Here is a 25678-nt window from a genome sequence, read left to right as displayed (position 1 = left end):
GCTAGTCAGGCAATGGATCAACTCTGGCAACACAACTACGACCCGGCAGGTAATATTTGGGTCTCGGCGCTTGTGGCGCTTATTCCAATCATCTTTTTCTTTTTGGCGTTGACGAAACTGCGCCTCAAAGGCTATGTGGCGGGGACTATTACAGTGGCGCTGGCGATGGCTGTCGCACTGCTTTTCTACAAAATGCCTGTAGCCAATGCCCTGGCTTCAGTGCTGTATGGCTTTTTCTATGGCCTGTGGCCGATTGCCTGGATTATTGTCGCAGCGGTTTTTCTCTACAAAATCTCAGTGAAAACTGGGCAGTTCGACATCATCCGTTCATCCATTTTGTCGATCACGCCCGACCAGCGCTTGCAGCTGATCTTGGTTGGTTTCTGTTTTGGTGCCTTTTTAGAAGGTGCTGCCGGCTTTGGCGCGCCCGTGGCGATCACGGCGGCACTGCTGGTGGGCCTGGGCTTTAAGCCTTTGTATGCGGCGGGCTTATGCCTGATTGGCAATACCGCACCGGTGGCCTTTGGCGCGATGGGCATTCCAATCATCGTGGCCGGGCAGGTCTCGGGCGTAGATGCGATGGAGATCAGCCAAATGGCAGGCCGCCAATTGCCCTTCATGACGGTTTTGGTGTTGTTCTGGCTGATGGCCATCATGGACGGCTGGCGCGGTGTCAAAGAAACTTGGCCAGCAGTTTTGGTTGGCGGTGGCACGTTCGCTGTGGTGCAGTTCTTGACCGCCAACTACATTGGCCCGGAGCTGCCCGATATCACGTCGGCAATTGTTTCTTTGGTGGTGCTGACTTTGTTCCTGAAAGTCTGGCAACCCAAACGTATTTTCCGTTTTGAAACCGAAGGGGGCCCCGCAGCAGTGGCCGCTGCGCAGGCACAAGCCAATGCCAAACCGGTGCAACTGACCTTTGGCAAAGTGCTCAAGGCATGGTCGCCGTTCATCATCCTGACGGCGATGGTGACGATCTGGAGCTTGAAGCCTTTCAAAGCCTTGTTTGCAGCGAACGGCGCACTGGCCAGCTGGGTCATCAATATCCCGGTGCCTTTCTTGCATAACCTGGTGCAAAAAATGCCGCCGGTGGTGGATGCTGCAACGCCTTATGGCGCGGTATATTCGTTCAACTGGTTCTCCGCCACTGGCACGGCGATTGTGATTGCCGCCCTGATCACGATTGTGTTCTTGGGCCTCAAGCCGGCCAAGGCGGTTGAGACGGCAGGTGAGACTTTGAAAGAGTTGGCGGTTCCGATTTACTCGATCGGCATGGTGCTGGCGTTTGCGTTCATTGCCAATTACTCGGGTTTGTCGACCACCTTGGCTTTGGCCTTGGCGCATACCGGGGGTGCTTTTACTTTCTTCTCGCCATTCCTGGGCTGGATTGGGGTGTTCCTGACAGGCTCTGACACTTCAGCCAATGCTTTGTTTGGCGCTTTGCAGGCAACGACCGCGCAGCAGCTGAACCTGCCCGAAGTGCTGATGGTTACGGCCAACACCACCGGTGGTGTTACCGCGAAAATGATTTCGCCGCAATCGATTGCGATTGCTTGCGCGGCCGTTGGTCTGGCTGGCAAAGAATCTGATTTGTTCCGCTTTACGGTCAAACACAGCTTGGCGTTTGCCGCCATCGTTGGCATCATCACGACACTGCAAGCCTATGTCTTGCCATGGATGATTCCAGGCCATTAATGGTTTTAATCGGGCGTTTGCAAATATGAACATGCGTGTGGCAGAGCAGGTCGCAAAAAGGCTTCAGACTTTTGTGCACAGTGGGCAGTGGCAGCCAGGCTGCCGCATCCCGGCCGAGCGCCAGCTGGCGCAAGAGCTGGGCGTCTCGCGCTCGTCCTTGCGCGAGGCGGTACAGCAACTGGTAAGCCAAGGCCTGCTGGTGAGCCGGCGCGGGGCAGGCACTTACGTGCAAACGCAAAGCCCGTCGTTTTTGCTGCCCGATACTTTTGAGCCATTGGCGCAGTTGCTCAGCCGTGACCCCGACTACAGCCACGATGTGCTGGAGGCCCGCACGGCGCTCGAAGCCAGCACTGCATGGCATGCGGCGCTGCGGGCTACGCCAAGTGACAAGGAACGCATTTGCCGCGCCTTTGATGTGATGGTGCAGCACCAGAAAAAAGGCGATAGTGCGCTATCGGCCAAAGCCGATGCGCGCTTTCATTTGGCAATTGCCGAGGCCTCGCACAATGTGGTGTTGCTGCGCGTCATGCACAGCCTGTTTGAGGTCGTGCTCTCGACGGTGGCGCACAACCGCAGAGCGATGTTTACCTTGGCTGCGCAAGGCTCCCTGGAGGAGCTGACGCAGCAGCATTACGGTCTGATGCAGGCCATCCTGGATGGGGATGCGCCGCGCGCGCGGGCCATGATTGATGAGCATTTGGGCTATGTGCGCGAGACCTTGCGCCGCATGCAGGACGATGATGCCAGGCACGCCCGCTATGCGCGCACGCCTGAGCAAATCAAATTGCCGGGTTCGCATATCGCTGGTGACTGATTATTCACCTGTATTTTTTATAGCCTGCTCCGCAGACCGTGGGGCAGGTGCAGTTTGAGGCTGATGCCATGATTATTTCCTCCCCCAGTGACTACCGCAAAGCCGCGCAAAAGCGCTTGCCCCCATTTTTGTTTCACTACATCGATGGCGGCGCTTATGCGGAGAAAACGCTCAAGCGCAATGTCGATGATTTGGCCGATGTGGCGCTGCGCCAGTTGGTGCTCAATGATATGAGCCAACTCGACACCAGCATCGAATTGTTTGGTGAGCAACTGACGCTGCCAGTCAGTTTGGCTCCGGTGGGTTTGACAGGCATGTATGCGCGTCGTGGCGAGGTGCAGGCGGCGCAAGCGGCTGATCAAAAAGGCATTCCGTTTTGCATGTCCAGCGTTTCAGTGTGCCCGATTGAAGAGGTGGCGCCCAAGCTGGGCCGTCCGATGTGGTTCCAGCTGTATGTGCTCAAAGACCGCGGTTTTATGAAAAATGCCCTGGAGCGAGCCCAGGCAGCGGGCTGCTCCGTCCTGGTATTCACTGTGGATATGCCTGTGCCTGGTGCGCGCTACCGTGATGCACATTCAGGCATGAGCGGCCCGAATGCGGCGATGCGCCGTTACTGGCAATCGGTCATGCACCCGAAATGGGCCTGGGATGTGGGCCTGCATGGCAAGCCACATGACCTGGGCAATATCTCGGCCTATCTGGGCAAGAACGTTGGCCTGGAAGACTACATCGGCTATTTGGGGGCCAACTTTGATCCGTCCATCTCATGGAAAGACATCGAGTGGATTCGTGAGTTCTGGAAGGGACCGATGGTGATCAAAGGCATTCTCGATCCTGAAGACGCCAAAGATGCCGTGCGTTTTGGCGCAGACGGCATCATTGTCTCCAACCATGGAGGACGCCAACTCGATGGCGTGCTGTCGTCAGCCCGTGCATTGCCCGCGATTGCCGATGCGGTCAAAGGCCAGATCAAGATTCTGGCCGATTCAGGCATTCGCAATGGTCTGGATGTGGTGCGCATGCTGGCCTTGGGGGCTGATTGCACCATGATTGGCCGCGCCTTTATTTATGCGCTGGCCGCTGCCGGTCAGGCCGGGGTCTCGCATGTGCTGGATTTGTTTGAGAAAGAAATGCGTGTCGCCATGACACTGACCAGCGTTAATAAAGTGGCTGATATCACCGAGAAGTTGCTGGTCAATCACCGCTAGCCACTTGGGCTTTGTGGCGGCTAATTTTGCTGCATTGCGCGTAGTCTTTTTGCAATGCGGTAAAAAGACATCCAAGGCCTGCAAACGCTAGCACAACCACAGCAGGGGGTAAAAAGGCAGATTGGTATGACCATTCTGCCTTTTTTACTGGTGAAGAGCTGCTTTCAAAAAGTAATTGCTTGATTTTCAACAGTATTTTTGCATCCGTGGATATTGGCGGATTGCGGGTTTACCCCTGTTTAGACAGGATGGTATGACCATTTACAATTTTTTATCTTTAGATTCACGGATCACATCATGTTGTTTGATTGGGTCCTGAGGGCCTTGGGGCCTTTTTTTATGTGCAATTGAGAGACCGACGTGGCTGTAAGAGCCTGTCCATCATCTTCACGCAGTCGCGTTGAGGCCCCAAAGGATGTGATACGCCTGTTGGGCTTCAACCCGAAGTAGAAGGTACCAAAAGCGTATTGCGGTGTTGCCTCTGTTGTGTGCCATGCGCCGCTGCGACGAGATGATGAGCAGGCTCTAAGCCGATTTCTTGTGAATACTGATTGATGGAGGCAGGCGTATGAGTGTGGGCTATACCTTGATGGCGTTGGCGCCAATTGCTGTCGTATTTTTGCTCATGGTGGTGCTGGGGCGTTCGGCCAAGTTCTCCATGGGCTCGGCTTACGTGGTGACGGCTTTATTGGCTTTGTTTGTGTGGCAAGCACAGGCGGCGGTTGTGGCTGCTGCGACGGTGAACGGTATCGTGACGGCAATAACTTTGCTGTTTATTGTGTTCGGTGCGATTTTGTTGCTTAACACCTTGAAAGAAAGTGGCGCGCTGCTGGCCATTCGCCAAGGTTTTATGGATGTCTCGCCCGATCGCCGCGTGCAGGTCATCATCGTGGCTTGGCTGTTTGGCTCTCTGATTGAAGGCTCCTCTGGTTTTGGTACGCCGTCTGCTGTGGGCGCGCCACTGTTGCTGGCGCTGGGTTTCCCGGCGATGGCTGCGGTGATGTCGGTGCTGATTATCCAGTCCACGCCGGTGTCGTTTGGCGCGGTTGGTACCCCGATGTTGGTGGGCGTGCGCTCTGGCATTGACAACAAGGCCGACGTGGCCGCCGTCATTGCGCCGATGCAGCCGCTCGATTACTTGCAGCAAATCGTTGAGAACGTGGCCTTTATTCATGCTTCTGTCGGGGTCTTCATCCCGCTGTTGCTGTGCGCGATGCTCACGCGTTTCTTTGGTCAGAAGCAATCGTTTGCTGAAGGTCTGAAAGCCTGGAAATTCGCGCTGTTTGCTGGTTTGGCGTTCACTGTGCCTTACTACTTCATCGCCCGCATCCTGGGGCCTGAATTCCCATCGATGGTAGGGGCGATGATCGGTCTGGTGATCGTGGTTTCAGCGGCCAAAAAAGGCTGGTTTGTTCCCAAGGACAAGTTTGACTTCCCGCCACGTGCTGCATGGGAAGAAAAATGGCTGGGCACTCTGGCGGCGACCGATGCGGATGCACAAGTCGCACCAAAATTCTCGGTGCTGCGCGCTTTCTCGCCATATGTGCTGGTGGTGGCCTTGCTGATTCTCACACGCACCATCCCTGAGCTGAAAGCCTTCTTGACTGGGCCTTTGACGACGATTCGATTTGCGAACTTGTTCGACACCCCGATTGCCGCTTCTGCGCAGTTCTTGTACTCGCCTGGCTTTATCTTGATTCTGGCTTCGCTGGCCTGTATTGCCATCTTTGGCATGAACATGCAGCAGTTTGGCCGTGGCATCAAGAACTCTGCCGTGACGATGGTGGATGCCGCGCCGGCCTTGCTGCTGGCCGTGCCGATGGTGCAGGTCTTCATCAACTCCGCTGCCGCGGATGGCTCGATCGTCAGCATGCCGATTGTGCTGGCTCAAGGTGCTGCCGCTTTGGCAGGGCAGGCCTGGCCGAATGTCTCGCCTTGGGTGGGCAGTTTAGGGGCCTTCATTGCCGGCTCCAACACGGTCAGCAATATGATGTTTGCCTACTTCCAGTTCTCGACGGCGCAGCAAATTGCCTTGACGGTTGATCAGTCGGCGGTGGTGGTGGCCTTGCAAGCGGTCGGTGGTGCTGCTGGCAATATGATTTGTGTGCACAACGTGGTTGCTGCCGGTGCTGTTGTGGGTATGATGAACCGTGAAGGCGAAGTGGTGCGTAAAACGCTGATTCCGATGGCGTTCTATTGTGTTCAAGCTGGTTTGATTGGTCAGGCTTTGATCACTGGCAGCTTGAATTGGTGGATCGCTGCGGCAGTCTGGCTGGTGTTGTTCTTTGGCGGACTCTCGTTCTGGAAAGGACAGCCTCTGGTTGCAGCCGCACGCTAAGAGCCTGTTCATGGCCTCAACGCAGACCGCGTTGAGGCCCAGTGTCAGCATGGTGGCGCAGCACACAAGCGGGTGTTGCGCCATTTTTTTTGAGATGAAACGATGTGCGCAAGTGAGGTCAGATGAAGCTCTCGGATGTGGTATTGCAGCGTTTGCTGACTTTGGTGGAGAGTCGCGATGTATTGCCCGGACAAAAGCTGCCTGCCGAGCGGCGTTTGGCAGAACAGCTCGGCGTCTCCAGGGCTTCGCTGCGCGAGGCGATTCAAAAGCTGGTCAGCCAAGGGGTGCTGGAGAGTCGCCAAGGCGATGGTACCTATGTGAAAGAGCAGCGCCATGTGTCGTCGTTTTTGCTGCCCGATACGTTTGCGCCTTTGGCTGCATTGCTCTCCAGCGACCCCGAGTACCGCTACGACGTGCTGGAGGCGCGCATGGCGCTTGAGAGTGCCACCGCTTGGCATGCGGCATTGCGTGCAACGACAGCTGACAAGGACCGCATTCGCCACTGCTTTGATGTGATGCTGATGCACCAGAAAAGCGGTAACCGCGAGCTGTCATCGCGCGCCGATGCGCAATTCCATCTCGCGATTGCCCAGGCTTCGCACAATGTCGTGCTGCTGCGTGTCATGCATGGCTTGTTTGAATTGGTGCTCACCAGCGTTATGCACAATAGAAACACGATGTTCATGCTGGCCACGCCAGAGGCCATTGATGATTTGACCGTGCAACACGCCAGCCTGCTGGAGGCGATTGTGCAGGGCGACGCCGCCGGTGCCAGAGATGCGGTGCAAGAGCACCTGGTTTTTGTGCGAGACACTGTTAGGCGCTATGACGATGATGAGGCCAGGCAGCAACGCTATCGCAGCTTGCCCGATGCCATTCGCAGCCCGGTCATCGCCAGATAAGAGGCTCTGTGCCAGCCTGTGGTCGTGTTAATACGTGTGCGCTAGCAGCATCGGCAGGATGCGCCGCCAGTGCTTTGATTTGAGAGAACACCATGATTATTTCATCGCCCAGTGACTACCGTGCGGCAGCCCAGAAGCGCTTGCCCCCTTTTCTTTTTCATTACCTTGATGGGGGCGCCTACGCAGAAAAAACCTTGCGCCGCAACGTCGAGGATTTGGCCAATGTGGCCTTGCGCCAGCGTGTGCTCAAGGACATGAGCCAACTCGATACCAGCATTGAATTGTTTGGCGAAAAGCTCAGCATGCCAGTGGCCTTGGCGCCGGTGGGTTTGACCGGCATGTTTGCCAGGCGCGGGGAAGTACAGGCCGCGCAGGCCGCGGACCGCAAAGGCATTGCTTTTTGCATGTCCAGCGTGTCGGTTTGCCCGATTGAAGAAGTGGCGCCTCTGCTCAGCCGGCCGATGTGGTTCCAGCTCTATGTGCTCAAAGACCGCGGTTTTATGAAAAATGCGCTGGAGCGGGCCCAGGCGGCAGGCTGCTCGACCTTGATGTTTACCGTTGATATGCCAACGCCTGGCGCGCGCTACCGCGATGCCCACTCTGGCATGAGTGGCCCTAATGCCGCCATGCGCCGTTATTGGCAGTCCGTGATGCATCCCACTTGGGCCTGGGATGTGGGCTTGCATGGCAAGCCGCATGATCTGGGCAATATCTCCCGCTATTTGGGCAAAACGGTGGGGCTGGAGGACTACATCGGCTATTTGGGGGCCAATTTTGACCCTTCCATTTCCTGGAAGGATTTGGAATGGATTCGCGATTTCTGGAAAGGCCCAATGGTCATCAAAGGCATTCTGGACCCCGAAGATGCCAAAGACGCGGTGCGTTTTGGTGCCGATGGCATTGTGGTCTCCAACCATGGTGGGCGCCAGCTCGATGGTGTGCTCTCGGCCGCGCATGCCCTGCCAGCGATTGCCGATGCAGTCAAAGGGCAAATCAAGATTCTGGCTGACTCTGGCATCCGCAACGGCCTGGATGTGGTGCGCATGATTGCCCTGGGGGCCGATTGCACGCTGATTGGCCGCGCTTTTGTGTATGCATTGGCCGCCGCTGGACAGGCCGGCGTAGCCCATGTGCTGGATTTATTTGAAAAAGAAATGCGTGTGGCCATGACGTTGACCAGTGTGAATCGCATTGCCGACATCACGCCAACTTTATTGGTGCCTGAATCTTGATATATTGTGCGGCTGTACGCATGCGCACACATGTGCCTGTCGCCGTATTTTGAGCAGCACCATCGCGGGGCCCACCACAGGCCACCTGCCGCTGCCTATATTTTGTACCCTGCACACCCGCCATGGGTGCGCAGGCGCTTGTCGATTGTTTTTGATCGATTGATCTGACCATGACCTCTTCCTCCTCTCAAATGGCAGCCGCTCGCGTGTCTGCTGATCAATTATTGGCGCAGTTGCGCGGCTTTGTAGGGCAGCGCCATGTGCTCACCGATGAGCAAAGCACCAGACGCTTTCGCAAAGGCCACCGCACGGGCGAAGGCGAGGTTTTGGCTGTCGTCCAGCCAGGCTCGTTGCTGGAGCAGTGGCAGGTACTGCAAGCGGCCGTGGCCGCCGATCGCATTGTCATCATGCAAGCGGCCAATACCGGTCTGACCGGCGGCTCAACACCCGATGGCAATGCCTATGACCGTGAGATTGTGCTGATCAGCACTTTGCGCATTCCTGGCGTGCAGGTGATCAACGAGGGCGAGCAGGTCGTGTGCCTGCCTGGCGCAACACTCGATCGGCTGGAGCAAACGCTGGCACCATTGAATCGCGAGCCGCATTCGGTGATCGGTTCTTCGTGCATTGGCGCCTCGGTGCTCGGCGGTATTTGCAATAACTCAGGTGGCGCCTTGGTGCGCCGTGGGCCCGCCTACACACAGCTGGCCTTGTATGCCCAGGTGCGCGCTGACGGCACTTTGGAGTTGATCAACCATTTGGGCATTGACCTGGGTGAGACGCCTGAGGAAATTCTCACACGCCTGCAAAACGGCCAATACACCGCAGCCGATGTCCACAACGACACTGGGCGCGCTGCCTCTGATGCCCGTTATGGCGATGATGTGCGCCAAGTCGATGCCGACAGCCCAGCGCGCTTCAATGCCGATCCATCGCGTTTGTTTGAAGCATCGGGCTCGGCTGGCAAGCTGTGCCTGTTTGCGGTGCGGCTTGATACCTTCCCCAAGGAGCCAAGCACCGTCTTTTATATTGGCAGCAATAACCCGGACGATTTGACTGAAGTGCGCCGCTTCATGTTGACCAGCTTGCCGCGCCTGCCAATTGCCGGAGAGTACATCCACCGCACAGCGTATGACATTGGCGAGAAGTATGGCAAAGACACGTTTTTGCTGATTGACCGCTTTGGCACGGCCAAGGTGCCAAAGGCCTTTGCAATGAAAAGCCGCGTGGATGGTTTCTTTGAGCGCTTGGGCCTGCGTGGTGTGAGCGATCGCGTCGTGCAAGCGGTCACCGATAAAATGCCCAGCCATTTGCCCGCGCGGATGCAAGAGTGGCGAGACCGTTTTGAGCACCACTTGCTGGTGCGTGTCTCCAACGACACGGCCGAGGTGGCACGTGAATTCTTAAAGAACTTCTTTGCCAGCAGCACCAGCGGGGCGTTTTTTGAATGCGACGCCGAAGAGGGGCGCAAAGCCTTTTTGCACCGCTTTGCCATTGCAGGGGCGGCCATTCGCTACCGCGAAGCCCACCAGAAGCAAGTGCAAGACATCCTGGCTTTGGATGTGGCCTTGCGCCGCAATGACCGCGATTGGGTCGAGCAATTGCCCGTCGAGATGGAAAATGACATCATCCACAAGCTCTACTACGGCCATTTCTTCTGCCATGTATTCCATCAGGATTACATCGTCAAAAAAGGCGTTGATCCGATTGAGATGGAGCACCGCATGTGGAAGTTGCTCGACGCCCGCCGCGCCGAGTACCCGGCCGAGCACAACGTCGGGCATTTGTATGTGGCCAAACCCAGTTTGGCAGGCTTTTACCAGCAGCTGGACCCAACCAATACATTTAATCCGGGCATTGGTCAAACCTCCAAGGCGCGCAATTGGGGTGATTGCTGTGAGGGCAGCGGGCAATGGAATGGCTACCGTGAAGAATCCAGCGGTGCGTCGCAGTAATGCCTGAACATCGGAGTTGAAATGCAAACAAGCGCCCATATGGGCGCTTGTTTTTTTGCCTGAATAGACTCCAATCAGAGGGGGCAGAGCCAGCGTTGTGCGTTGATCAATGCGCGCTTAATGCGCAGACGACACATCACTGGCGTGTTTACCGGTCAGGGGCTTGTGCTGCAGCAGCGGGCAGGCGCTGCCGTCTTCCATGCGTGCCAGCGCAGGGTTAAGGCCTGCACCGTGCAGGATCAAATCCATGGTGCTGTCGCCAACTTCAACCAGATCAAATGACTCCGGCTCTAGTAGCCAAGTGGAAATCAGTCCCAAAATGGCATTTTTCAGCACGGATGACAGCAGTTCTGGACAGAAGCCATGTTTTAGCTCGGGAGCGACTTTGGGGTGGGAAAAGGCCATCAAGTGCCGCTCATAAAAATTCTTATGCGCCTGCAGCATACGCTCGCGCACCGATGACATGTCGTCGGTGAATTCGATCTGGTAGTGGCAAATATTGAGCAGCCGTTGCACTTGCCCATCGCCAGAAATGCTGCGAAGGCATTCAAGAATCACATTGCGCAGAGCCACCAGCGGCGGCAGTTTGAGCAGCAGGCTGTGCGGGTCTTGGCGGCACAGCGTTTCCTTGTCCATCGGCCATTCAATGCGCTCCATCATTGCATTGAACAAGTCGGCCTTGTCCTTGAAGTGCCAGTACACCGCGCCACGGGTAGCGCCCACCTCGCTGGCAATCGCTTGCAGTGTGGTGCGCGATACGCCTTGGGTGTCGAACAAGCGCTCGGCCGCATCCAAAATCTGGTTGCGGGTCGCTTGTGCGTCTTCTTTTGTCTTACGAGCCATAAATAGTGCCAACAATCAGTAAAGCCATGGTCAATCCGTCATACAAGCTGCTCACACTCTGTCAAAAAGCATCTTGTTAGTCTGACTTTGCCTAGGGGGCACTGCACCGCTGCCGGTTGTGGTCTGAGCGGTGTCTCAGGCGTTTCGCTGCGCAATGGCTTGCCGCCCATAACGAGTGCGGCAAGCCATTGCGGCGCATCCTGATCCCAACCTCTTTCCAGCATTGAGGGTAATGCAGATGCTTCCCTAGGAATTTCATAGGGATTATCCAATATACATTCTTGAATGTATGTATACTCCCGCACTTGACTCAAGCATTTGGGGAAAAATACCTATTGTTTTCCCCTGGTTTTGTTGAAGTAAGACGGCTGTTTGCTTCCTGCGCTTGCCAGGCAAGTGTTGTCTTTTTCTCACGCAAGTAATCCTTGCGTAAGCTTGCAGACGTTAGTATTTTTATTTTTTAGCAACTGCTAGGCAGCTGACCATGATCGTGGACGGTCTGACGCGCAGAGCTTGCTATCCGTATAGTCTTATTCCGTCCACAAAGGTTTTTTGTATGCAGATACAGTCGCATCCACGAACATCCAGCCGCTTGGCAGGCACCTCATTCATCCAGCGTGTGCGCGTTCCTGCCATGCTGTCGTGCATTGGTTTAGCGGTTCTTTTGACAGGCTGCTTGTCTGACAAAGAGGACGCAGGTGTCGCACCTGCGGGCGCGGCCCAGCAAATGCCAACGCCAGAAGTAGGCGTGGTGATTGCAACTCCGCAAACAATTGCCTTGGTCACGCAGCTGCCAGGCCGTGTGGAAGCCTCGCGTGTGGCCGAAGTGCGTGCTCGGGTGCAGGGCATTGTCACGGAGCGCGTATTCAAAGAAGGCAGCCAGGTCAAGGCCGGCCAACTGCTCTATAAGATCGATTCCGAGCCTTACCAGGCATTGCTGCAAAGCGCCAAGGCCAGCCTGGCCAGCGCTGAGGCCAACTTGGGGCAAGCCAAAACCCTGGCAGACCGCTACCGCCCATTGGTGGCTGTGAATGCGGTAAGCCAACAAGAGTTTGACAATGCCGATGCCGCCTTCAAAGCCGCTCAAGCGAATGTGGCCGTGGCTCGTGCTGCGGTGCGCACTGCAGAAATCAACCTGGGTTACGCCAGCGTGACCGCACCGATTGCTGGCCGCATCGGCCAGGCCTTGGTGACGGAGGGCGCATTGGTGGGCGATGGCACGCCCACGCCACTGGCGCTGATTCAGCAAATTGACACGGTTTATGTGAACTTCACGCAGTCCAGTGCCGATGCCTTGGCCTTGCAACGCCTCATGCAACAAGGCCAATTGCTCAAGATTGAAGGAGAAAATGCAGCCAAAGTCCAAATCGTGCTGGAAGACGGCTCCGATTACGGTGTGGCTGGCAAATTGCTGTTCTCTGAAATCTCGGTCGATCCCAGCACTGGTCAAGTCACTTTGCGCGCTGAAATTCCGAACCCGGATCGATTGCTGCTGCCAGGCATGTATGTGCGGGTGAACATTGAGCAGGCCCAGGTCAACAATGCGATTGCGATCCCGCAACAAGCGGTCACCCGTACGCAGCAAGGCGACACTGTCACTGTGGTGGATGCCGAAGGCAATCGCCAGGTCAAACCAGTCAAAGTGCGTGCAGCCAGCAACAACACCTGGTTGGTGGAGTCTGGCTTGGAGGCTGGCGAGCAGGTCATGGTGGACGGCTTCCAGCGTCTGCAAATGATGCCCCCTAATGTCAAGGTCAAGCCGGTGCCATGGAAGTCGCTGATCTCTGCCCCTGACGCTGAACAGCCTGCGGCCAATACCACTGTAGAACCCATTCAGGGCGCCGCCGCGCCAGCTGCAAAGCAGTAATCGGAGCGTAAGCAATGGCTAAGTTTTTTATTGATAGGCCCATTTTTGCGTGGGTCGTAGCGTTGTTCATCATCGTGGTGGGTTTGGTGTCCTACCAGAACCTGCCGGTGGCGCAATACCCGGCGGTGGCGCCACCGACCATTTCCATTTCGGCCTCATACCCTGGTGCTTCGGCGCAGGTGCTGGAAGAGACCGTGCTGGCTGTGATTGAGCGCGAGATGAATGGCTCGCCTGGACTCGTTTATATGGAGTCCACCAGCCAGGCCAACGGCACGGGCTCGATTACCTTGAGCTTTCAACCGGGCACGAATGCCGATTTGGCCCAGGTCGATGTCCAAAACCGTTTGAGTCAGGCGACGCCTCGCTTGCCAGCGTCGGTGACGCAGCAAGGTATTCAGGTCGAGAAAGCCTCGTCGAACTTCCTGATGGTGGTGGGCCTGATTTCCACCTCCGATGAAGTCAGCGTCTACGATTTGAGCGATTATGTCTCGCGTAACATCCTGCCTGAAATCCAGCGCACGCCTGGTGTGGGTAAAGCACAAATGTTTGCGGCCGAACGCGCAATGCGTATTTGGGTGGATCCCGCCAAGCTCACTGGCTTTAACCTGTCCGCGGCTGATGTCAGCGCTGCGATTACCGCGCAAAATGCGCAGGTTTCTGCCGGCTCGCTCGGTGACTTGCCCAATACAGCAGGACAAACCATTTTTGCCACCGTGGTGGTCGATGGCCAGCTCACCAGTGCCGAGCAGTTTGAGAACATTGTGTTGCGCGCCAATGCCGATGGCTCGGTCGTGCGTCTGAAAGACGTCGCCACCGTTGACCTGGGCATTGAGAGCTATGCGTTTGGCTCACGCATCAACGGCAAGCCGGCCGTCGCGATTGGTGTGCAGCTGTCCAATGACGGCAATGCGGTGGCGACTTCCAAAGGGGTCAGGGAGGCGATGGCTGCGCAAGAGCAGTTCTTCCCTAAAGGCGTGGAGTGGCTCGCTCCTTATGACTCCTCGAAATTCGTTGAAATTTCGATGAAGCAAGTGGCCATGACCTTGCTTGAAGCCATTGCTTTGGTGTTTGTCGTGATGTTCGTGTTCTTGCAGAACTGGCGCTACACCCTGATTCCCACGATTGTCGTGCCGATTGCTTTGCTGGGCACCTTGGGCGTTTTGTATGCGGCGGGCTTCTCGTTGAACGTGTTGTCCATGTTCGGCATGGTGCTGGTGATTGGTATCGTCGTGGATGATGCGATTATTGTGGTGGAGAACGTCGAGCGGATCATGAGCGAGGAAGGGCTCTCGCCGCTGGCTGCATCGCGCAAAGCCATGGGCCAGATCTCCGGTGCGATTGTGGGTGTGACCCTGGTGTTGATCGCCGTGTTTGTGCCGCTGGCCTTTTTCAGCGGCTCGATCGGCAATATTTACCGCCAGTTCTCGATCACGATGGTGACCGCGATTGCGTTCTCGGCGTTCCTGGCGCTGTCCCTGACACCGGCCTTGTGCGCGACCTTCCTCAAACCAGTTGAAGCAGGTCACCACATGGAAAAGCGTGGCTTTTTTGGCTGGTTTAACCGCAGCTTCACACGCTCTGCCAAAAGCTATGAGGGTCTGATGGGGCGCCTGACACGCCACGCCTGGATCATGATGGGTATTTATTTGGCCATCGGCGCGGCTGTGGGGTTGATTTACCAGCGCCTGCCATCGTCATTCCTGCCCAATGAAGACCAGGGCTATTTGATCAACAACGTGCAATTGCCGCCAGGCGCGACACAGCAGCGTACGCTTGAGGCCATTAAGGTGGCTGAAGACTTCTTCAGCAAACAGCCTGAAGTCGCTAACGTGGTCTCGATTCTGGGCTTCTCCTTCACAGGCCAAGGCCAGAATGCTGGGTTGATGTTCGTGACGCTCAAGGACTGGAGCGAGCGCAAAGGCGCCGACAACTCCGCCAGCGCCCTGGCTGGCCGTGCGATGGGGGCATTGAGCCAGTTCCGCGATGCCTTCATGTTCACGCTGTCGCCGCCACCCATCCCTGAATTGGGCAGCTCTTCTGGTTTTGCGCTGCGTTTGCAAGACCGCTCAGGACAAGGGCATGAAGCCTTGCTCAATGCCCGCAATATGTTGCTCGGCATGGCGGCACAAAGCAAGATTGTCACCGGTGTGCGTCCAGATGGTCTGGAGGATGCTGCGCAGCTGAAATTGGAGATCGACCGTGACAAGGCCCAGGCCATGGGGGTGGACTTTGCGGCGATCAATCAGACCTTGTCGACCTCGATGGGCTCGCGTTATGTCAACGACTTCCTGAGCCGTGGACGTTTGCAGCGCGTCATGGTGCAAGCGCAGGCCGAAGCACGGATGCAACCAGAAGACATTTTGGCTTTGACGGTGTTGAACAACCAGGGCGTGTCTGTGCCAATGTCGTCCTTCACGACTGCGCACTGGATTACCGGCCCGATGCAAGGTGTGCGCTACAACGGCTATCCGGCCATGAGTATCACTGGCGAAACAAAGCCTGGATACAGTACCGGCCAAGCCTTGGAGGAAATGGAGCGGCTGGTCGCGCAGCTGCCAGACGGATTTGGCTATGAGTGGACTGGCCAGTCGCGAGAAGAAAAACTCGCGGGCTCGGCAGGCATGGTCTTGTATGCGTTCTCTATTCTGGCTGTATTCTTGTGTTTGGCCGCTTTGTATGAGAGCTGGTCGATTCCATTGGCCGTGATTCTGGTTGTGCCGCTGGGCGTGCTCGGGGTGGTTGGGGCTGTTGCGATGCACAGTATTCCAAGGGACGTGTACTTCCAGATCGGCTTGGTGACCATCATCGGGCTTTCTGCGAAGAATGCGATTTTGATTATCGAGTTTGCCAAAGACCTGCAAGCGGAGGGCATGTCTGCGCTTGAAGCGGCCTTGCAAGCTGCGCACCTGCGCTTCCGTCCTATTCTGATGACGTCCTTGGCCTTTACCTTTGGTGTTGTGCCTTTGTACATCGCCTCTGGTGCCAGTTCCGCCAGCCAGCGCACGATTGGTACAGGTGTGATTGGCGGCATGATCACCGGAACCATTTTCGCGCTGCTGTTTGTGCCGGTCTTTTATGTGGTTGTGCGCAAGATCTTTGGCGATGGCAAGCGCCATGTGCCAGAGGATGCGCAACCCCATGCACCACAGGAGCCTATTCGCCATGCTTAATCAACGTATGACCTCCTCTTTCTTGATGCGACGACTCACGCCATTGGCGTTGGCAGCCTTCATGGCGGGCTGCTCGATGATGCCCGCTTACGAGCAGCCTGCCACGCCGGTGGCCTCCGAGTACCCAACCAATGGCCTGACCGACCCTGGCTTGCAGGGCGGCGAAGGCCAGCAGCTGGCGCGCTGGCAGGATTTTGTCGATAACGCGCAATTGCGTGAGTTGATTGACTTGTCGTTGAGCAACAACCGTGACCTGCGCGTGGCCACACTCTCGATTGAGCAAGCCCGTGCGCAATACAGCTTGGCTGGGGCCGGGCCGTTTCCAACCATCAGCGCTGGCCTGTCCGCGCAGCGCCAAAGCACTGGCGGCGGCAGCGGCAATGACTCAACGATCAGTTCGAGCTACGCTGGTGGTTTGATGGTCAGCAGTTGGGAGATTGACTTCTTTGGCCGCTTGGCCAGCCTGACCGAAGCGGCGCGCGCCAACTTTCTCAGCACTGCCTATGCGCGAGAAGCGGTACAAACCAGCTTGATTGCCAGTGTGGCCAGTGCCTGGCTGAACCTGCAGACTGCCACGGCAATGGTCGAGCTGACCGAGCAAACCCTGCAAACACGGGAAGAGTCACAAAAGCTCACACAATTGCGTTTTGACAGTGGCGTGGCCTCGGCGCTGGAAATGCGCCAGGCCGAATCACTCACGGCCAGTGCCCGCGCGACCTTGGCTGAGCAGCTCAGGCTCAGAGCCCAGGCCGTCAACGCCTTGACTTTGCTGGTCGGCCAAACGATTGAGCCGCGCTTGCTGCAAGCTTCGGACTTGCCACTGGATGTGTTTGCCGATGTACCGGCAGGCCTGCCATCGGATTTGCTGATTCGCAGACCCGATATTCAGCAGGCCGAGTGGAGCTTGCGTTCGGCCAATGCCAATATTGGTGCAGCGCGTGCGGCGTTCTTCCCCAGCATTTCTTTGACCGCCAGTGCTGGCTCGGCCAGCAGCCATTTGTCTGACTTGTTCTCAAGCGGCACCTTTGGCTGGTCATTGGCTCCGCAGGCGTTGCTGCCTATTTTTGATGCAGGGCGCAACCGTGCTAATTTGCGGGGCGCTGAGGCAGCGCGTGATATTGCCGTGGCGCAGTACGAGAAAAGCATCCAGTCGGCCTTCTCTGAGGTGGCGGATGCCTTGGCTGGACGTGCCACCTTGGGCAACCAATTGCAGGCGCAGCAAGACCTGGTTGAAGCAGAGCAGCAGCGCTATGAGCTGTCCGATTTGCTGTACCGCAGCGGCGTAGCCAGCTCGCTGGATGCGCTGGATGCGCAGCGCTCGCTCTTTGCTGCTCAGCAAGCGGTGTTGCAGACGCGCTCGACCTTGCTGGCCAATCGGGTGGCGCTGTACCGCGTGCTTGGCGGCGGCTGGAATGACCAGCAGGATCTCTCGGCGGTCGCCGCTGAGCCTGCCTCCGAGAGCGTTGGCAGCGGCTCTGAATAAGCCTTTAGCGCTCAAGCGCAGCGCCTGAGCGGCGCTGCAAAAAAGCCAGTCGTGCACCTGCACCACTGGCTTTTTTTATCGTGCGGTTTACAGATGCGGCAGCGCAGGGATGATGAACAGCCGCTTGGAGCAAATTGCTAGGCGACAGCCGTTGGCGGCACTGATTCAGGCTTGCCCAGAGCGTAGAGGAACTGCCCTAGCTGAGGCAGGTATTGTGCAAATTCTCGCGTCAGGCCGTGGTCGCTGCCTTCGAGCACAATGCAGTGCGCATTGTGGTAGCGCTGTGCCATTTCCTGCCAGTCAAGCACCTCATCGCCCTTGGCAATCAAGGCCAGCAGCGGTGCTGTGGTGGGCAGGCTTTCGCTGTCCATTTCCTGCAGCTCTTCAATGTACTGCTCTTTGAAGAAGAACTTGTCCTCTGGATTGTCCCATGCAGTTTGCTCGCCAATGTAGGCCGCCAAATCACGCGCCGGGTTCACCGCCGGATTCAGCAGCACGGCAGGGCACTGCCACTGTGAACACGCCCAGCTGGCGTAGTAGCCACCCAGTGATGAGCCCATCACCGCCATGGTGAGCTGTGGCCAGTTATTGAGAATGCTTTGAATCAGCTGTGCCGCATCGTGAGGCGAGGGCGGCAGCTGTGGAATTTCCAGCACCACGTTGGGGTAATGCTGGGCAAACCAGGCTTTGGTTTGTTGCGCTTTGACCGATTGGGGCGAGGAGCGAAACCCATGCAAATACAGCAAATGGGTCAGGTGAGGGGCAGGTACTTGGTCCATAAGCATCGGCCTTGCGGCCATGGTGGCAAAACAATGTTAAGAGGGCCAATCGCTGTCCAGTGCATTGGATGCGTCTGAACATCGGGGAAACAGCCAATTCCCGCTTGCTGAAGCTGTGCCTAGAATTTCATGAGCGCGGTACTGGATAGGCTCAATTGCAACATGATTGTTACGCAGACGCGTTGGACGCCCACCTATTATGGGACGGCTACACACCAGTACCCTGTCGCAACAATTTCGTTTTATACATGAAACATCCCTAATAAAGACCACTTATAGCAGAACACGCGCTGCGGCGCAGTTATTTTTTGCATGCGATTGCATGCGCAATGACAGATCGATTTACCAAGGAGAGTGATGATGAGCATCCCTGTTGTGGCAGCAGCACCAGAGCGCGTGCCTGCCTCTGTGGCGCATGCCCGTTTGCGTCAATGGGTTGAGGAGATGGCCTTGCTGTGCAAACCTGCAGCCATTCATTGGTGCGATGGCAGTGATGCCGAGTACCAGGCGCTGTGCGAGGAGCTGGTCGCGGCCGGCACGATGATTCGCCTCAATCCGGCCAAAAGGCCCAATTCCTTTCTGGCCCGCACTGATCCATCTGACGTGGCGCGGGTCGAGGACCGTACCTTTATATGCTCGGAGCGCCCAGAAGATGCAGGCCCGACCAATCACTGGAAGTCACCGCAAGAGATGCGCGGCATCTTGCAGCCGCTGTTTGACGGTTGCATGGCGGGGCGCACGATGTATGTCGTGCCGTTTTCGATGGGCCCATTGGGCAGCCCGATTGCACACATCGGTGTCGAGCTGACCGACAGCGCCTATGTGGCTGTCAATATGAAGCTGATGACCCGCATGGGCCAGGCGGCACTGGACGCATTGGGGAGCGATGGCGAGTTTGTCCCTTGCATGCATACCGTTGGCGCGCCCTTGGCGGCAGGCGAGCAAGACCAGACCCACTGGCCTTGTAATCCTGCAACCAAATACATTGTTCACTACCCAGAAACACGCGAAATCTGGTCTTACGGCTCTGGCTACGGCGGCAATGCCTTGCTGGGCAAAAAGTGCCTGGCTTTGCGCATCGCCTCCAGCATGGGCCGTGAGCAAGGCTGGCTGGCCGAGCACATGCTGATCTTGGGCGTGCAAAACCCCGCTGGTAAAAAATACCATGTCGCCGCGGCTTTTCCGTCGGCGTGTGGCAAAACCAATTTCGCGATGCTGGTGCCGCCCAGCGGCTTTGAGGGCTGGAAAGTCACGACAATTGGCGATGATATTGCCTGGATCAAACCGCAAGCCGACGGCAGCTTGCGTGCGATCAACCCGGAGGCCGGTTACTTTGGTGTGGCACCGGGCACGAACCAGGCTACCAACCCGAACTGCATGACCAGCTTGCGGCGCGATGTGATTTTCACCAATGTGGCACTGACCGATGACGGCGATGTCTGGTGGGAGGGGCTGGAGAAAGACACGGGCACGGTGCCCGCGCACCTGATCGACTGGCAGGGCAAGGACTGGAGTCCGCAGTTGGCCAAAGAAACGGGCGCCAAAGCGGCGCACCCGAATGCCCGATTCACCGTCGCTGCCACCAATAACCCTGCCTTGGACCCTGCCTGGGATGATCCAGCTGGCGTGAGAATCGATGCCTTTTTGTTTGGCGGCCGGCGCTCTTCGACGATTCCATTGGTCACGCAAGCGCGCAACTGGCAAGAGGGCGTTTACATGGCTGCGACCATGGGCTCTGAGACAACCGCTGCGGCGTTTGGCGCGCAAGGCGTGGTGCGGCGTGACCCGTTTGCAATGCTGCCATTTTGCGGCTACCACATGGGCGATTACTTCGCCCACTGGCTGGCGCTGGGCGAGCGCTTGCAGCACAACAGCGCAGCGGGCCTGCCACCGATTTTCTGCGTCAACTGGTTCAGAAAAGATGCGCAAGGCCAGTTCGTCTGGCCCGGTTATGGCGAGAATTTACGCGTGTTGGCGTGGATGCTCGATCGCCTCGAAGGACGGGTGCCTGGCGCTGAAAACCTGTTCGGCATCAGCCCGCAATATGCTGAAATCAATTGGCGTGGCCTGCGCTTTGATGAGCCGCAGTTTGCCTCGGTGATGCACATCGACGCAGACGCGTGGGAGCAGGAGCTGCAATTGCACGATGCGCTGTTTGCGCAGTTGGCAGAGGGCGTGCCACCGGTCTTGCTGCAAACGAGAGCAAAGCTGGGCAACGCTTTGGCCGCCTTGGCTGCGTGATGTGCACGGGGCGTGTGCAGGCCTGCTAGAGCCTGCATGCACAAGGCCGCAGCCAATACCGTTTGCGGCCTTGTGCACCATGTGCTGAGAACGGTGTCAGCACAGGATGTGGGGAGATTGGTGAGTGCTTGTACTCGTGCTGGCCATGGGTGCCGTAGGCGCTGCCCATACCCAATTGGTGCGCATCGGCGTAGTGGCCTTGCATGGCTCCACAGTTTGCCTACCGCAGCTTTGTGTGGCCGTGCACGGGCTTGGCTTGCTCAGTAGGTGGGTGAGGCGCTGGTGGTTGGCGCAGCCTGGCCCTTGTGCAATGCCAGGTTCTGAGTCGCCGCTTGGCGCAATAGGCTGATGTCGATGCCGATAGCAACGAACTTGCAGCCCCATTGGGCATAACGCTTGGCGTCGTCAACGCGGGGCGCCAGAATACCGCAGGCCTTGCCTTGGGCCAGGACGGTCTCGATCGTGCGTTGGATCGTCTCTTGCACTTCGGGCTGGCTGGAGTCACCTGCATAGCCCATGCTGGTGGACAAATCAACCGGGCCGATGAAGACTGCATCCACCCCTTCAACGGCGGCAATCGCGGCAGCGTTGGCCACACCCAGGCGGGATTCGATTTGCACAATCAGGCACAACTGTTCATGGGCCGTCGTGATGTAGTTGGGTATGCTGTCCCAACGCGTGGCACGGGTCAGACCGCCGCCTACGCCGCGAATGCCCGCTGGTGGGTAGCGCGTGGCTTGCACCAGTGCTGCGGCTTGCTCGGCGGTCTCGACCATCGGCACCATCAGGGTTTGTACACCAATGTCCAGCAGTTGCTTGATCAGCGTTGCATCGCCATTGACGGCGCGTACCACGGGCTGGCTCGGGTAAGGCGCGATCGCCTGCAATTGGGTCAGCATGCTAGGCACGTGGTTGGGCGCATGTTCGCCATCGACCAGCATCCAGTCGTAGCCGGTGGTGGCGACGACTTCGGCCGCATACGCATTGGCAAGGCTTGCCCAGATGCCGAAGAGCGTGTCAGATCCAGCAAGGGCTTGTTTGAAGGTATTCACAGGAAGTTGCATACAGGGAACTTAAAACCTCTTATTCATGGAATGGGGGCGGTGCAGCTGGCCCTCAGGGCTGAGCTCCAGGCCTCAACCTGGCCTGTGCAGCGCCGAGATGCGCATGGGCCACTGGTCGGCAGGGGCGCGCCCAGCAATTGGGCGATGGCACATCGGCTGCACTTTGTCGTGCCTTGGGAGCCATCATCAGCAGCTTGGTCCATGGGCTGTTGTGGTGGCTGGTGGCCTGGCTTGGCTCCTGGGGTTGCCAAGCCAAGTCATGCAGCGCCGCGTTTAGCGGTTGCGCGACTTCATCGCGCGCTCGACTTCGCGCTTGCCTTCGCGCTCCTTGATCGTGCTGCGTTTGTCGTATTCGGCCTTGCCTTTGGCCAAGGCGATTTCGCATTTCACGTAGCCATTTTTCCAATACAGGGTCAGTGGCACCAGGGTATAGCCCTTTTGCTCGACTTTGCCGATCAGGCGTTTGATTTCGTCTTTTTTGAGCAGCAGTTTTTTGGTGCGGTCAGGCTCGGTGCTGACGTGGGTCGAGGCCGTGTGCAGGGGATTGATTTGACCGCCGATCAGGAAAATTTCGCCGTCACGGATCAGCACGTAAGCATCGGTGAGTTGTGCCTTGCCACTGCGCAAGGCTTTGACTTCCCAGCCATAGAGCACCATGCCGGCTTCAAAACGCTCCTCAATAAAATAATTGTAGAAGGCGCGTTTGTTCTCGGCAATGCGGCTGTTGGGGGCTTTATTCTTGGTGGCCATGGTGTTATTAGAAGCGAACTCCTGCTGTGTAATGGTTGTGGGCAGTAAAATCTGCCGTTATTTCGCAACTATCCCACGAATTACGCAGCGAAACCAAGCATTGTATGCAAACGCTGCAATCAATGTGCTGGCTTGGCTGCATTCCTTGCTCTGATATTGGCATGAAACAAGTTGAGAAATCTGCGCTGGTCTGGTTCAGCCCCGCGCAGATGTTTGCTTTGGTCACGGATGTGGCCCGTTACCCTGAGTTTTTGCCGTGGTGCGACCACGCCCGTGTGATGGAGCGTGATGCCGATGGCATGACGGCCGAAGTGGGCATAGCGATTTCCAAATTGCGCCAATCCTTTGTGACGCGCAATACGCATATTGGCCAAGAAAAAGTGCTGATGAAGCTGCTCAAAGGCCCCTTCTCTACGCTCGAAGGCGAGTGGACTTTTCAGCCGGTGGGCGGGCAGTCGGCCGAGCAATCGCAAGCCTGCAAAGTGGGATTGGTGCTGCGCTATGATTTTGATTCGGTGGCGCTGCGCCTGATCGTTGGCCCCGTGTTTGACAAGATCGCCAACACCATGGTGGATGCGTTTGTCAAACGCGCCCAAAGCCTGTACCAGCCGGCCCGTTAAGCTGCCTGGACTGGTGCGGAATGTGGCATTGCAAGTGAAAGGCCCCGATGTCGATTGCGGTTGAAATCGCGCTGTGTCTGGCGCCGCGCCAAGTGCTGGTGTGGCAGCAGGTCTTGCCCGCTGGAGCCTGTTTGCACCAGGCCGTGGCCATTGGGACTGCGCAGTGGCAGCAGCACGCCAGCAGCCTGCCCCAAGAGGTGGTTGAGGCCACGCTGGCTGGGCCTGCATTGGCGCACTGGCAGTGGGGTGTCTGGGGGCGCATAGTGCCGCCAGAGCAGGTGTTGGTCAGTGGTGACCGTGTTGAAGCCTACCGGCCGCTGCTGGTTGATCCCAAGGTTGCCAGGCGCGAGCGCTTTGCCAGGCAAGGTGCACGAGGCACGGGGCTGTTTTCGAAAAAACGCGACAACGCCAAGCCCGGTTATTGAGGCCGGACTTGGCTGCCAATTCAGGTGCGCGGCAGGGTCACGCCGTGCTGGCCCTGGTATTTGCCGCCGCGGTCTTTGTAGCTGATCTCGGGCGGCTCATCGCCTTCAAAAAACAGCACCTGGGCGCAGCCTTCGCCAGCGTAGATTTTCGCTGGCAGCGGCGTGGTGTTGGAGAATTCCAGCGTCACATAGCCTTCCCATTCTGGCTCGAATGGTGTCACATTGACGATGATGCCGCAGCGCGCGTATGTGCTTTTGCCCAGGCAAATCGTCAGCACATTGCGCGGAATGCGAAAGTATTCGACCGTGCGCGCCAATGCAAAGCTATTGGGCGGGATGATGCAGTAATCGTCCTCAAAATCGACAAAGCTTTTTTCGTCGAAATTTTTCGGATCAACCACGGTGCTGTGGATATTGGTGAAGACTTTGAATTCGCGTGCACAGCGAATGTCATAGCCGTAGCTGCTGGTGCCGTAGCTGATGATTTTTTGGCCATCAACTTGGCGCACTTGGCCTGGCTCAAATGGCTCAATCATGCCGTGTTCAGTGGCCATTTTTCTGATCCATTTATCGCTTTTGATGCTCATGGCTACCTGCCTCGTTGGGTCTGATGCTGCATGTGAAGGGGCTCCACACGCATGAATAAGGGATTGAAATTGTACTGGCTCACCAGTGCCGCAGCAGCAATGCCAAGTGGTGGTGCGCAGGGTTTTGCTTGGCTGAACGCGCTGGCTGGTGCGTGCGCGCCGCGACAAGATGCTGCAAGCGTGCACAAGACAAAGCAAAACTGGTGCAAAATCGCTCTTTTGTCCTCAATGGCCTTGGCATATGGCGCAATACTTTGAAGTTCACCCCCACAATCCGCAGGCCCGCTTGCTCAAGCAGGCGGTCGCTTTGCTGCAGCAAGGCCAGGTGCTCGCCATTCCAACGGACTCCAGCTACGCCTTGGTGTGTGTGCTCGATGATAAAAATGCCGTTGACCAGATTCGCCGCATTCGCGGTGTCGATGACAAGCACTTGCTGACGCTGATTTGTAAAGACCTGTCAGAGCTGGCCAGTTACGCCAAGGTTGACAACCGCCAGTTCCGCTTGCTCAAGCAGGCCACACCAGGGCCGTTCACCTTTGTGCTCGAAGCCAGCAAAGAGGTGCCGCGCCGCGTTAGCCACCCGCAGCGTAAAACAATTGGTTTGCGGGTGCCCGAGTACCCGGTGGTGCGGGATTTGCTGGATATCCTGGGCGCGCCGCTATTGGCCAGCACCTTGATTTTGCCTGGCGAAGACATGCCCTTGAATGACCCAGCCGAGATCCGCGGCCGCCTGGAGAAAGATCTGGCCGGCATTGTCGATGCGGGCTCGGTGGCGGCCAAGCCAACCACGGTGCTGGACTTGACAACGATGGAAGGCGGCGGCGATGCCAGCGTGCTGCGCGCAGGCCAGGGCGATTGGACCAAACTTGGTTTGTCACTGTGAGCGCAGCTGTTTGCTGGCCGTCGGCGCTGATGCCAGCGCCGGCATTGACCTGCGTTGCCATGCGTGCTTGTAACTTCTGAGAAAATCCCTTTGCTGTGAACACATCCAATACCATCCAAGCCATCGCAATGATGGCCCTGCCTTTGTTGCTTGCCATTACCTTGCATGAAGCCGCGCACGGCTATGCGGCGCGGCGCTTTGGTGACAGAACGGCTGAAATGCTCGGGCGCATCACCTTGAATCCGCTCAAGCACATTGACCCGATTGGCACGGTCGTGATGCCGCTGATCCTGTTTTTTGCCACCAGTGGCGGCTTTATGTTTGGTTATGCCAAACCGGTGCCGATCAATACGCGCAACCTGAAAAACCCCAAGCAGGACATGATCTGGATTGCGCTGGCTGGGCCAGCGTCGAATTTTGTCCAGGCCTTTTTCTGGGCGGTACTGCTTGTGGGCATGGCAGCTGTCGGTTTGAGAGAGGAGTTTTTCATCCGCATGGCCTATTACGGAGTCACGCTGAACCTGGTGTTGGCTGTCTTGAACCTGTTCCCGATCCCACCGCTCGATGGTGGGCGCATTGCAGTGGGCTTGCTGCCCTATAAGCCGGCAAGCATGCTGGCGCGGCTTGAGCCATTTGGTTTTTTCATTGTGATCGGTTTATTGTTGGTGGGCGTGCTGGATCGGTTTTGGCTCTCGCCACTGGTGAGCTGGTTTGGGTCGATCTACCTTGCGCCGCTGCGCTGGTTTGTCGGTTGAGCGGCCCTGATTTGCCTGCTGGTTTGCTGTTCGCAAGCCATCTCGTTTTTTTGAGTTGATAGAAGTT

At 57.1% G+C, this 25678-nt stretch carries 20 protein-coding genes; 15 read left to right on the top strand and 5 right to left on the bottom strand.

Annotated features, from left to right (window positions below; translation table 11 throughout):
• Positions 1-12 precede the first annotated feature (12 nt).
• From lldP to dld, 7 genes are all read left to right on the top strand, one after another.
• On the top strand, positions 13-1695 hold the full coding sequence (lldP, locus tag E8K88_RS15810; protein ID WP_136407641.1) for an L-lactate permease: 1683 nt from the start codon (positions 13-15) through the stop codon (positions 1693-1695).
• 31 nt (positions 1696-1726) lie between these two features.
• Positions 1727-2509: a transcriptional regulator LldR gene (gene lldR, locus E8K88_RS15805; protein ID WP_136407652.1), complete on the top strand. Its 783-nt coding sequence runs from the start codon at positions 1727-1729 to the stop codon at positions 2507-2509.
• A gap of 68 nt (positions 2510-2577) precedes the next feature.
• On the top strand, positions 2578-3717 hold the full coding sequence (gene lldD / locus E8K88_RS15800; RefSeq protein ID WP_136407640.1) for an FMN-dependent L-lactate dehydrogenase LldD: 1140 nt from the start codon (positions 2578-2580) through the stop codon (positions 3715-3717).
• A gap of 568 nt (positions 3718-4285) precedes the next feature.
• Positions 4286-6055: an L-lactate permease gene (locus tag E8K88_RS15795; RefSeq protein WP_136407639.1), complete on the top strand. Its 1770-nt coding sequence runs from the start codon at positions 4286-4288 to the stop codon at positions 6053-6055.
• Positions 6056-6177: 122 nt separating this feature from the next.
• Positions 6178-6957, top strand: coding sequence for a transcriptional regulator LldR (lldR, locus tag E8K88_RS15790; protein WP_136407638.1), 780 nt, complete (start codon positions 6178-6180; stop codon positions 6955-6957).
• 92 nt (positions 6958-7049) lie between these two features.
• Positions 7050-8189: an FMN-dependent L-lactate dehydrogenase LldD gene (gene lldD / locus E8K88_RS15785; RefSeq protein ID WP_136407637.1), complete on the top strand. Its 1140-nt coding sequence runs from the start codon at positions 7050-7052 to the stop codon at positions 8187-8189.
• A 170-nt stretch (positions 8190-8359) separates the two neighbouring features.
• Positions 8360-10144 carry a D-lactate dehydrogenase gene (dld, locus tag E8K88_RS15780; RefSeq protein ID WP_205880106.1) on the top strand — a complete coding sequence of 595 codons (1785 nt, stop codon included), beginning with the start codon at positions 8360-8362 and terminating at the stop codon, positions 10142-10144.
• Positions 10145-10261: 117 nt separating this feature from the next.
• On the opposite strand, the gene E8K88_RS15775 is transcribed toward dld, so the two are convergent.
• On the bottom strand, positions 10262-10987 hold the full coding sequence (locus E8K88_RS15775) for a TetR family transcriptional regulator (protein WP_136407636.1): 726 nt from the start codon (positions 10985-10987) through the stop codon (positions 10262-10264).
• A gap of 556 nt (positions 10988-11543) precedes the next feature.
• Between E8K88_RS15775 and E8K88_RS15770 the strand changes: the two genes are divergently transcribed.
• From E8K88_RS15770 to E8K88_RS15760, 3 genes are read left to right on the top strand one after another with little or no spacing between them, the layout of a single operon-like run.
• On the top strand, positions 11544-12854 hold the full coding sequence (locus E8K88_RS15770) for an efflux RND transporter periplasmic adaptor subunit (RefSeq protein ID WP_240754565.1): 1311 nt from the start codon (positions 11544-11546) through the stop codon (positions 12852-12854).
• 14 nt (positions 12855-12868) lie between these two features.
• A complete protein-coding gene (locus E8K88_RS15765; protein WP_136407635.1) occupies positions 12869-16024 on the top strand; it encodes an efflux RND transporter permease subunit in 3156 nt (1051 codons plus the stop codon).
• 7 nt (positions 16025-16031) lie between these two features.
• Positions 16032-17507 (top strand): efflux transporter outer membrane subunit, encoded by a 1476-nt coding sequence (locus tag E8K88_RS15760; protein WP_136407634.1) that lies wholly within the window; start codon positions 16032-16034, stop codon positions 17505-17507.
• Positions 17508-17644: 137 nt separating this feature from the next.
• Here E8K88_RS15760 and E8K88_RS15755 read toward each other — a convergent pair whose 3' ends face one another.
• Positions 17645-18286 carry a YqiA/YcfP family alpha/beta fold hydrolase gene (locus E8K88_RS15755; protein ID WP_136407633.1) on the bottom strand — a complete coding sequence of 214 codons (642 nt, stop codon included), beginning with the start codon at positions 18284-18286 and terminating at the stop codon, positions 17645-17647.
• Positions 18287-18646: 360 nt separating this feature from the next.
• Here E8K88_RS15755 and E8K88_RS15750 point away from each other — a divergent pair, with 360 nt between their 5' ends.
• On the top strand, positions 18647-20527 hold the full coding sequence (locus E8K88_RS15750; RefSeq protein WP_136407649.1) for a phosphoenolpyruvate carboxykinase (GTP): 1881 nt from the start codon (positions 18647-18649) through the stop codon (positions 20525-20527).
• A gap of 260 nt (positions 20528-20787) precedes the next feature.
• Here the strand turns inward: E8K88_RS15750 and E8K88_RS15745 are convergent, their stop codons facing one another.
• Positions 20788-21591: an aldolase/citrate lyase family protein gene (locus E8K88_RS15745; RefSeq protein WP_136407632.1), complete on the bottom strand. Its 804-nt coding sequence runs from the start codon at positions 21589-21591 to the stop codon at positions 20788-20790.
• 273 nt (positions 21592-21864) lie between these two features.
• A complete protein-coding gene (gene smpB, locus E8K88_RS15740; RefSeq protein ID WP_136407631.1) occupies positions 21865-22341 on the bottom strand; it encodes an SsrA-binding protein SmpB in 477 nt (158 codons plus the stop codon).
• Between the two features lie 161 nt (positions 22342-22502).
• Here smpB and E8K88_RS15735 point away from each other — a divergent pair, with 161 nt between their 5' ends.
• Together E8K88_RS15735 and E8K88_RS15730 are read left to right on the top strand one after the other, a co-directional pair.
• Positions 22503-22961 (top strand): type II toxin-antitoxin system RatA family toxin, encoded by a 459-nt coding sequence (locus E8K88_RS15735; protein ID WP_136407630.1) that lies wholly within the window; start codon positions 22503-22505, stop codon positions 22959-22961.
• A gap of 47 nt (positions 22962-23008) precedes the next feature.
• Positions 23009-23386 (top strand): RnfH family protein, encoded by a 378-nt coding sequence (locus tag E8K88_RS15730; protein WP_136407629.1) that lies wholly within the window; start codon positions 23009-23011, stop codon positions 23384-23386.
• A 20-nt stretch (positions 23387-23406) separates the two neighbouring features.
• Here E8K88_RS15730 and dcd read toward each other — a convergent pair whose 3' ends face one another.
• Complete coding sequence (dcd, locus tag E8K88_RS15725) at positions 23407-23973, bottom strand: dCTP deaminase (protein WP_136407628.1); 567 nt, start codon at positions 23971-23973, stop codon at positions 23407-23409.
• Positions 23974-24214: 241 nt separating this feature from the next.
• Between dcd and E8K88_RS15720 the strand changes: the two genes are divergently transcribed.
• Complete coding sequence (locus E8K88_RS15720) at positions 24215-24856, top strand: L-threonylcarbamoyladenylate synthase (protein ID WP_136407627.1); 642 nt, start codon at positions 24215-24217, stop codon at positions 24854-24856.
• A 95-nt stretch (positions 24857-24951) separates the two neighbouring features.
• Positions 24952-25611, top strand: coding sequence for a site-2 protease family protein (locus E8K88_RS15715; RefSeq protein ID WP_136407626.1), 660 nt, complete (start codon positions 24952-24954; stop codon positions 25609-25611).
• Positions 25612-25678: the final 67 nt, after the last annotated feature.

Origin of the sequence: Lampropedia aestuarii (assembly GCF_004803635.1) — a bacterium.
Classification (GTDB): Bacteria; Pseudomonadota; Gammaproteobacteria; order Burkholderiales; family Burkholderiaceae_C; genus Lampropedia; species Lampropedia aestuarii.
The sequence above is the reverse complement of the archived record's forward strand: the minus strand, read 5'-3'. Positions and strand labels throughout refer to the sequence as shown.

Excerpts from the sequence above, each read along its gene's own strand:
- lldP (WP_136407641.1), top strand. The coding sequence starts at position 13 with ATGGATCAACTCTGGCAACACAACTACGACCCGGCAGGTAATATTTGG.
- lldR (WP_136407652.1), top strand. The coding sequence starts at position 1,727 with ATGCGTGTGGCAGAGCAGGTCGCAAAAAGGCTTCAGACTTTTGTGCAC.
- lldD (WP_136407640.1), top strand. The coding sequence starts at position 2,578 with ATGATTATTTCCTCCCCCAGTGACTACCGCAAAGCCGCGCAAAAGCGC.
- E8K88_RS15795 (WP_136407639.1), top strand. The coding sequence starts at position 4,286 with ATGAGTGTGGGCTATACCTTGATGGCGTTGGCGCCAATTGCTGTCGTA.
- lldR (WP_136407638.1), top strand. The coding sequence starts at position 6,178 with ATGAAGCTCTCGGATGTGGTATTGCAGCGTTTGCTGACTTTGGTGGAG.
- lldD (WP_136407637.1), top strand. The coding sequence starts at position 7,050 with ATGATTATTTCATCGCCCAGTGACTACCGTGCGGCAGCCCAGAAGCGC.
- dld (WP_205880106.1), top strand. The coding sequence starts at position 8,360 with ATGACCTCTTCCTCCTCTCAAATGGCAGCCGCTCGCGTGTCTGCTGAT.
- E8K88_RS15775 (WP_136407636.1), bottom strand. The coding sequence starts at position 10,987 with ATGGCTCGTAAGACAAAAGAAGACGCACAAGCGACCCGCAACCAGATT.
- E8K88_RS15770 (WP_240754565.1), top strand. The coding sequence starts at position 11,544 with ATGCAGATACAGTCGCATCCACGAACATCCAGCCGCTTGGCAGGCACC.
- E8K88_RS15765 (WP_136407635.1), top strand. The coding sequence starts at position 12,869 with ATGGCTAAGTTTTTTATTGATAGGCCCATTTTTGCGTGGGTCGTAGCG.
- E8K88_RS15760 (WP_136407634.1), top strand. The coding sequence starts at position 16,032 with ATGACCTCCTCTTTCTTGATGCGACGACTCACGCCATTGGCGTTGGCA.
- E8K88_RS15755 (WP_136407633.1), bottom strand. The coding sequence starts at position 18,286 with ATGGACCAAGTACCTGCCCCTCACCTGACCCATTTGCTGTATTTGCAT.
- E8K88_RS15750 (WP_136407649.1), top strand. The coding sequence starts at position 18,647 with ATGAGCATCCCTGTTGTGGCAGCAGCACCAGAGCGCGTGCCTGCCTCT.
- E8K88_RS15745 (WP_136407632.1), bottom strand. The coding sequence starts at position 21,591 with ATGCAACTTCCTGTGAATACCTTCAAACAAGCCCTTGCTGGATCTGAC.
- smpB (WP_136407631.1), bottom strand. The coding sequence starts at position 22,341 with ATGGCCACCAAGAATAAAGCCCCCAACAGCCGCATTGCCGAGAACAAA.
- E8K88_RS15735 (WP_136407630.1), top strand. The coding sequence starts at position 22,503 with ATGAAACAAGTTGAGAAATCTGCGCTGGTCTGGTTCAGCCCCGCGCAG.
- E8K88_RS15730 (WP_136407629.1), top strand. The coding sequence starts at position 23,009 with ATGTCGATTGCGGTTGAAATCGCGCTGTGTCTGGCGCCGCGCCAAGTG.
- dcd (WP_136407628.1), bottom strand. The coding sequence starts at position 23,973 with ATGAGCATCAAAAGCGATAAATGGATCAGAAAAATGGCCACTGAACAC.
- E8K88_RS15720 (WP_136407627.1), top strand. The coding sequence starts at position 24,215 with ATGGCGCAATACTTTGAAGTTCACCCCCACAATCCGCAGGCCCGCTTG.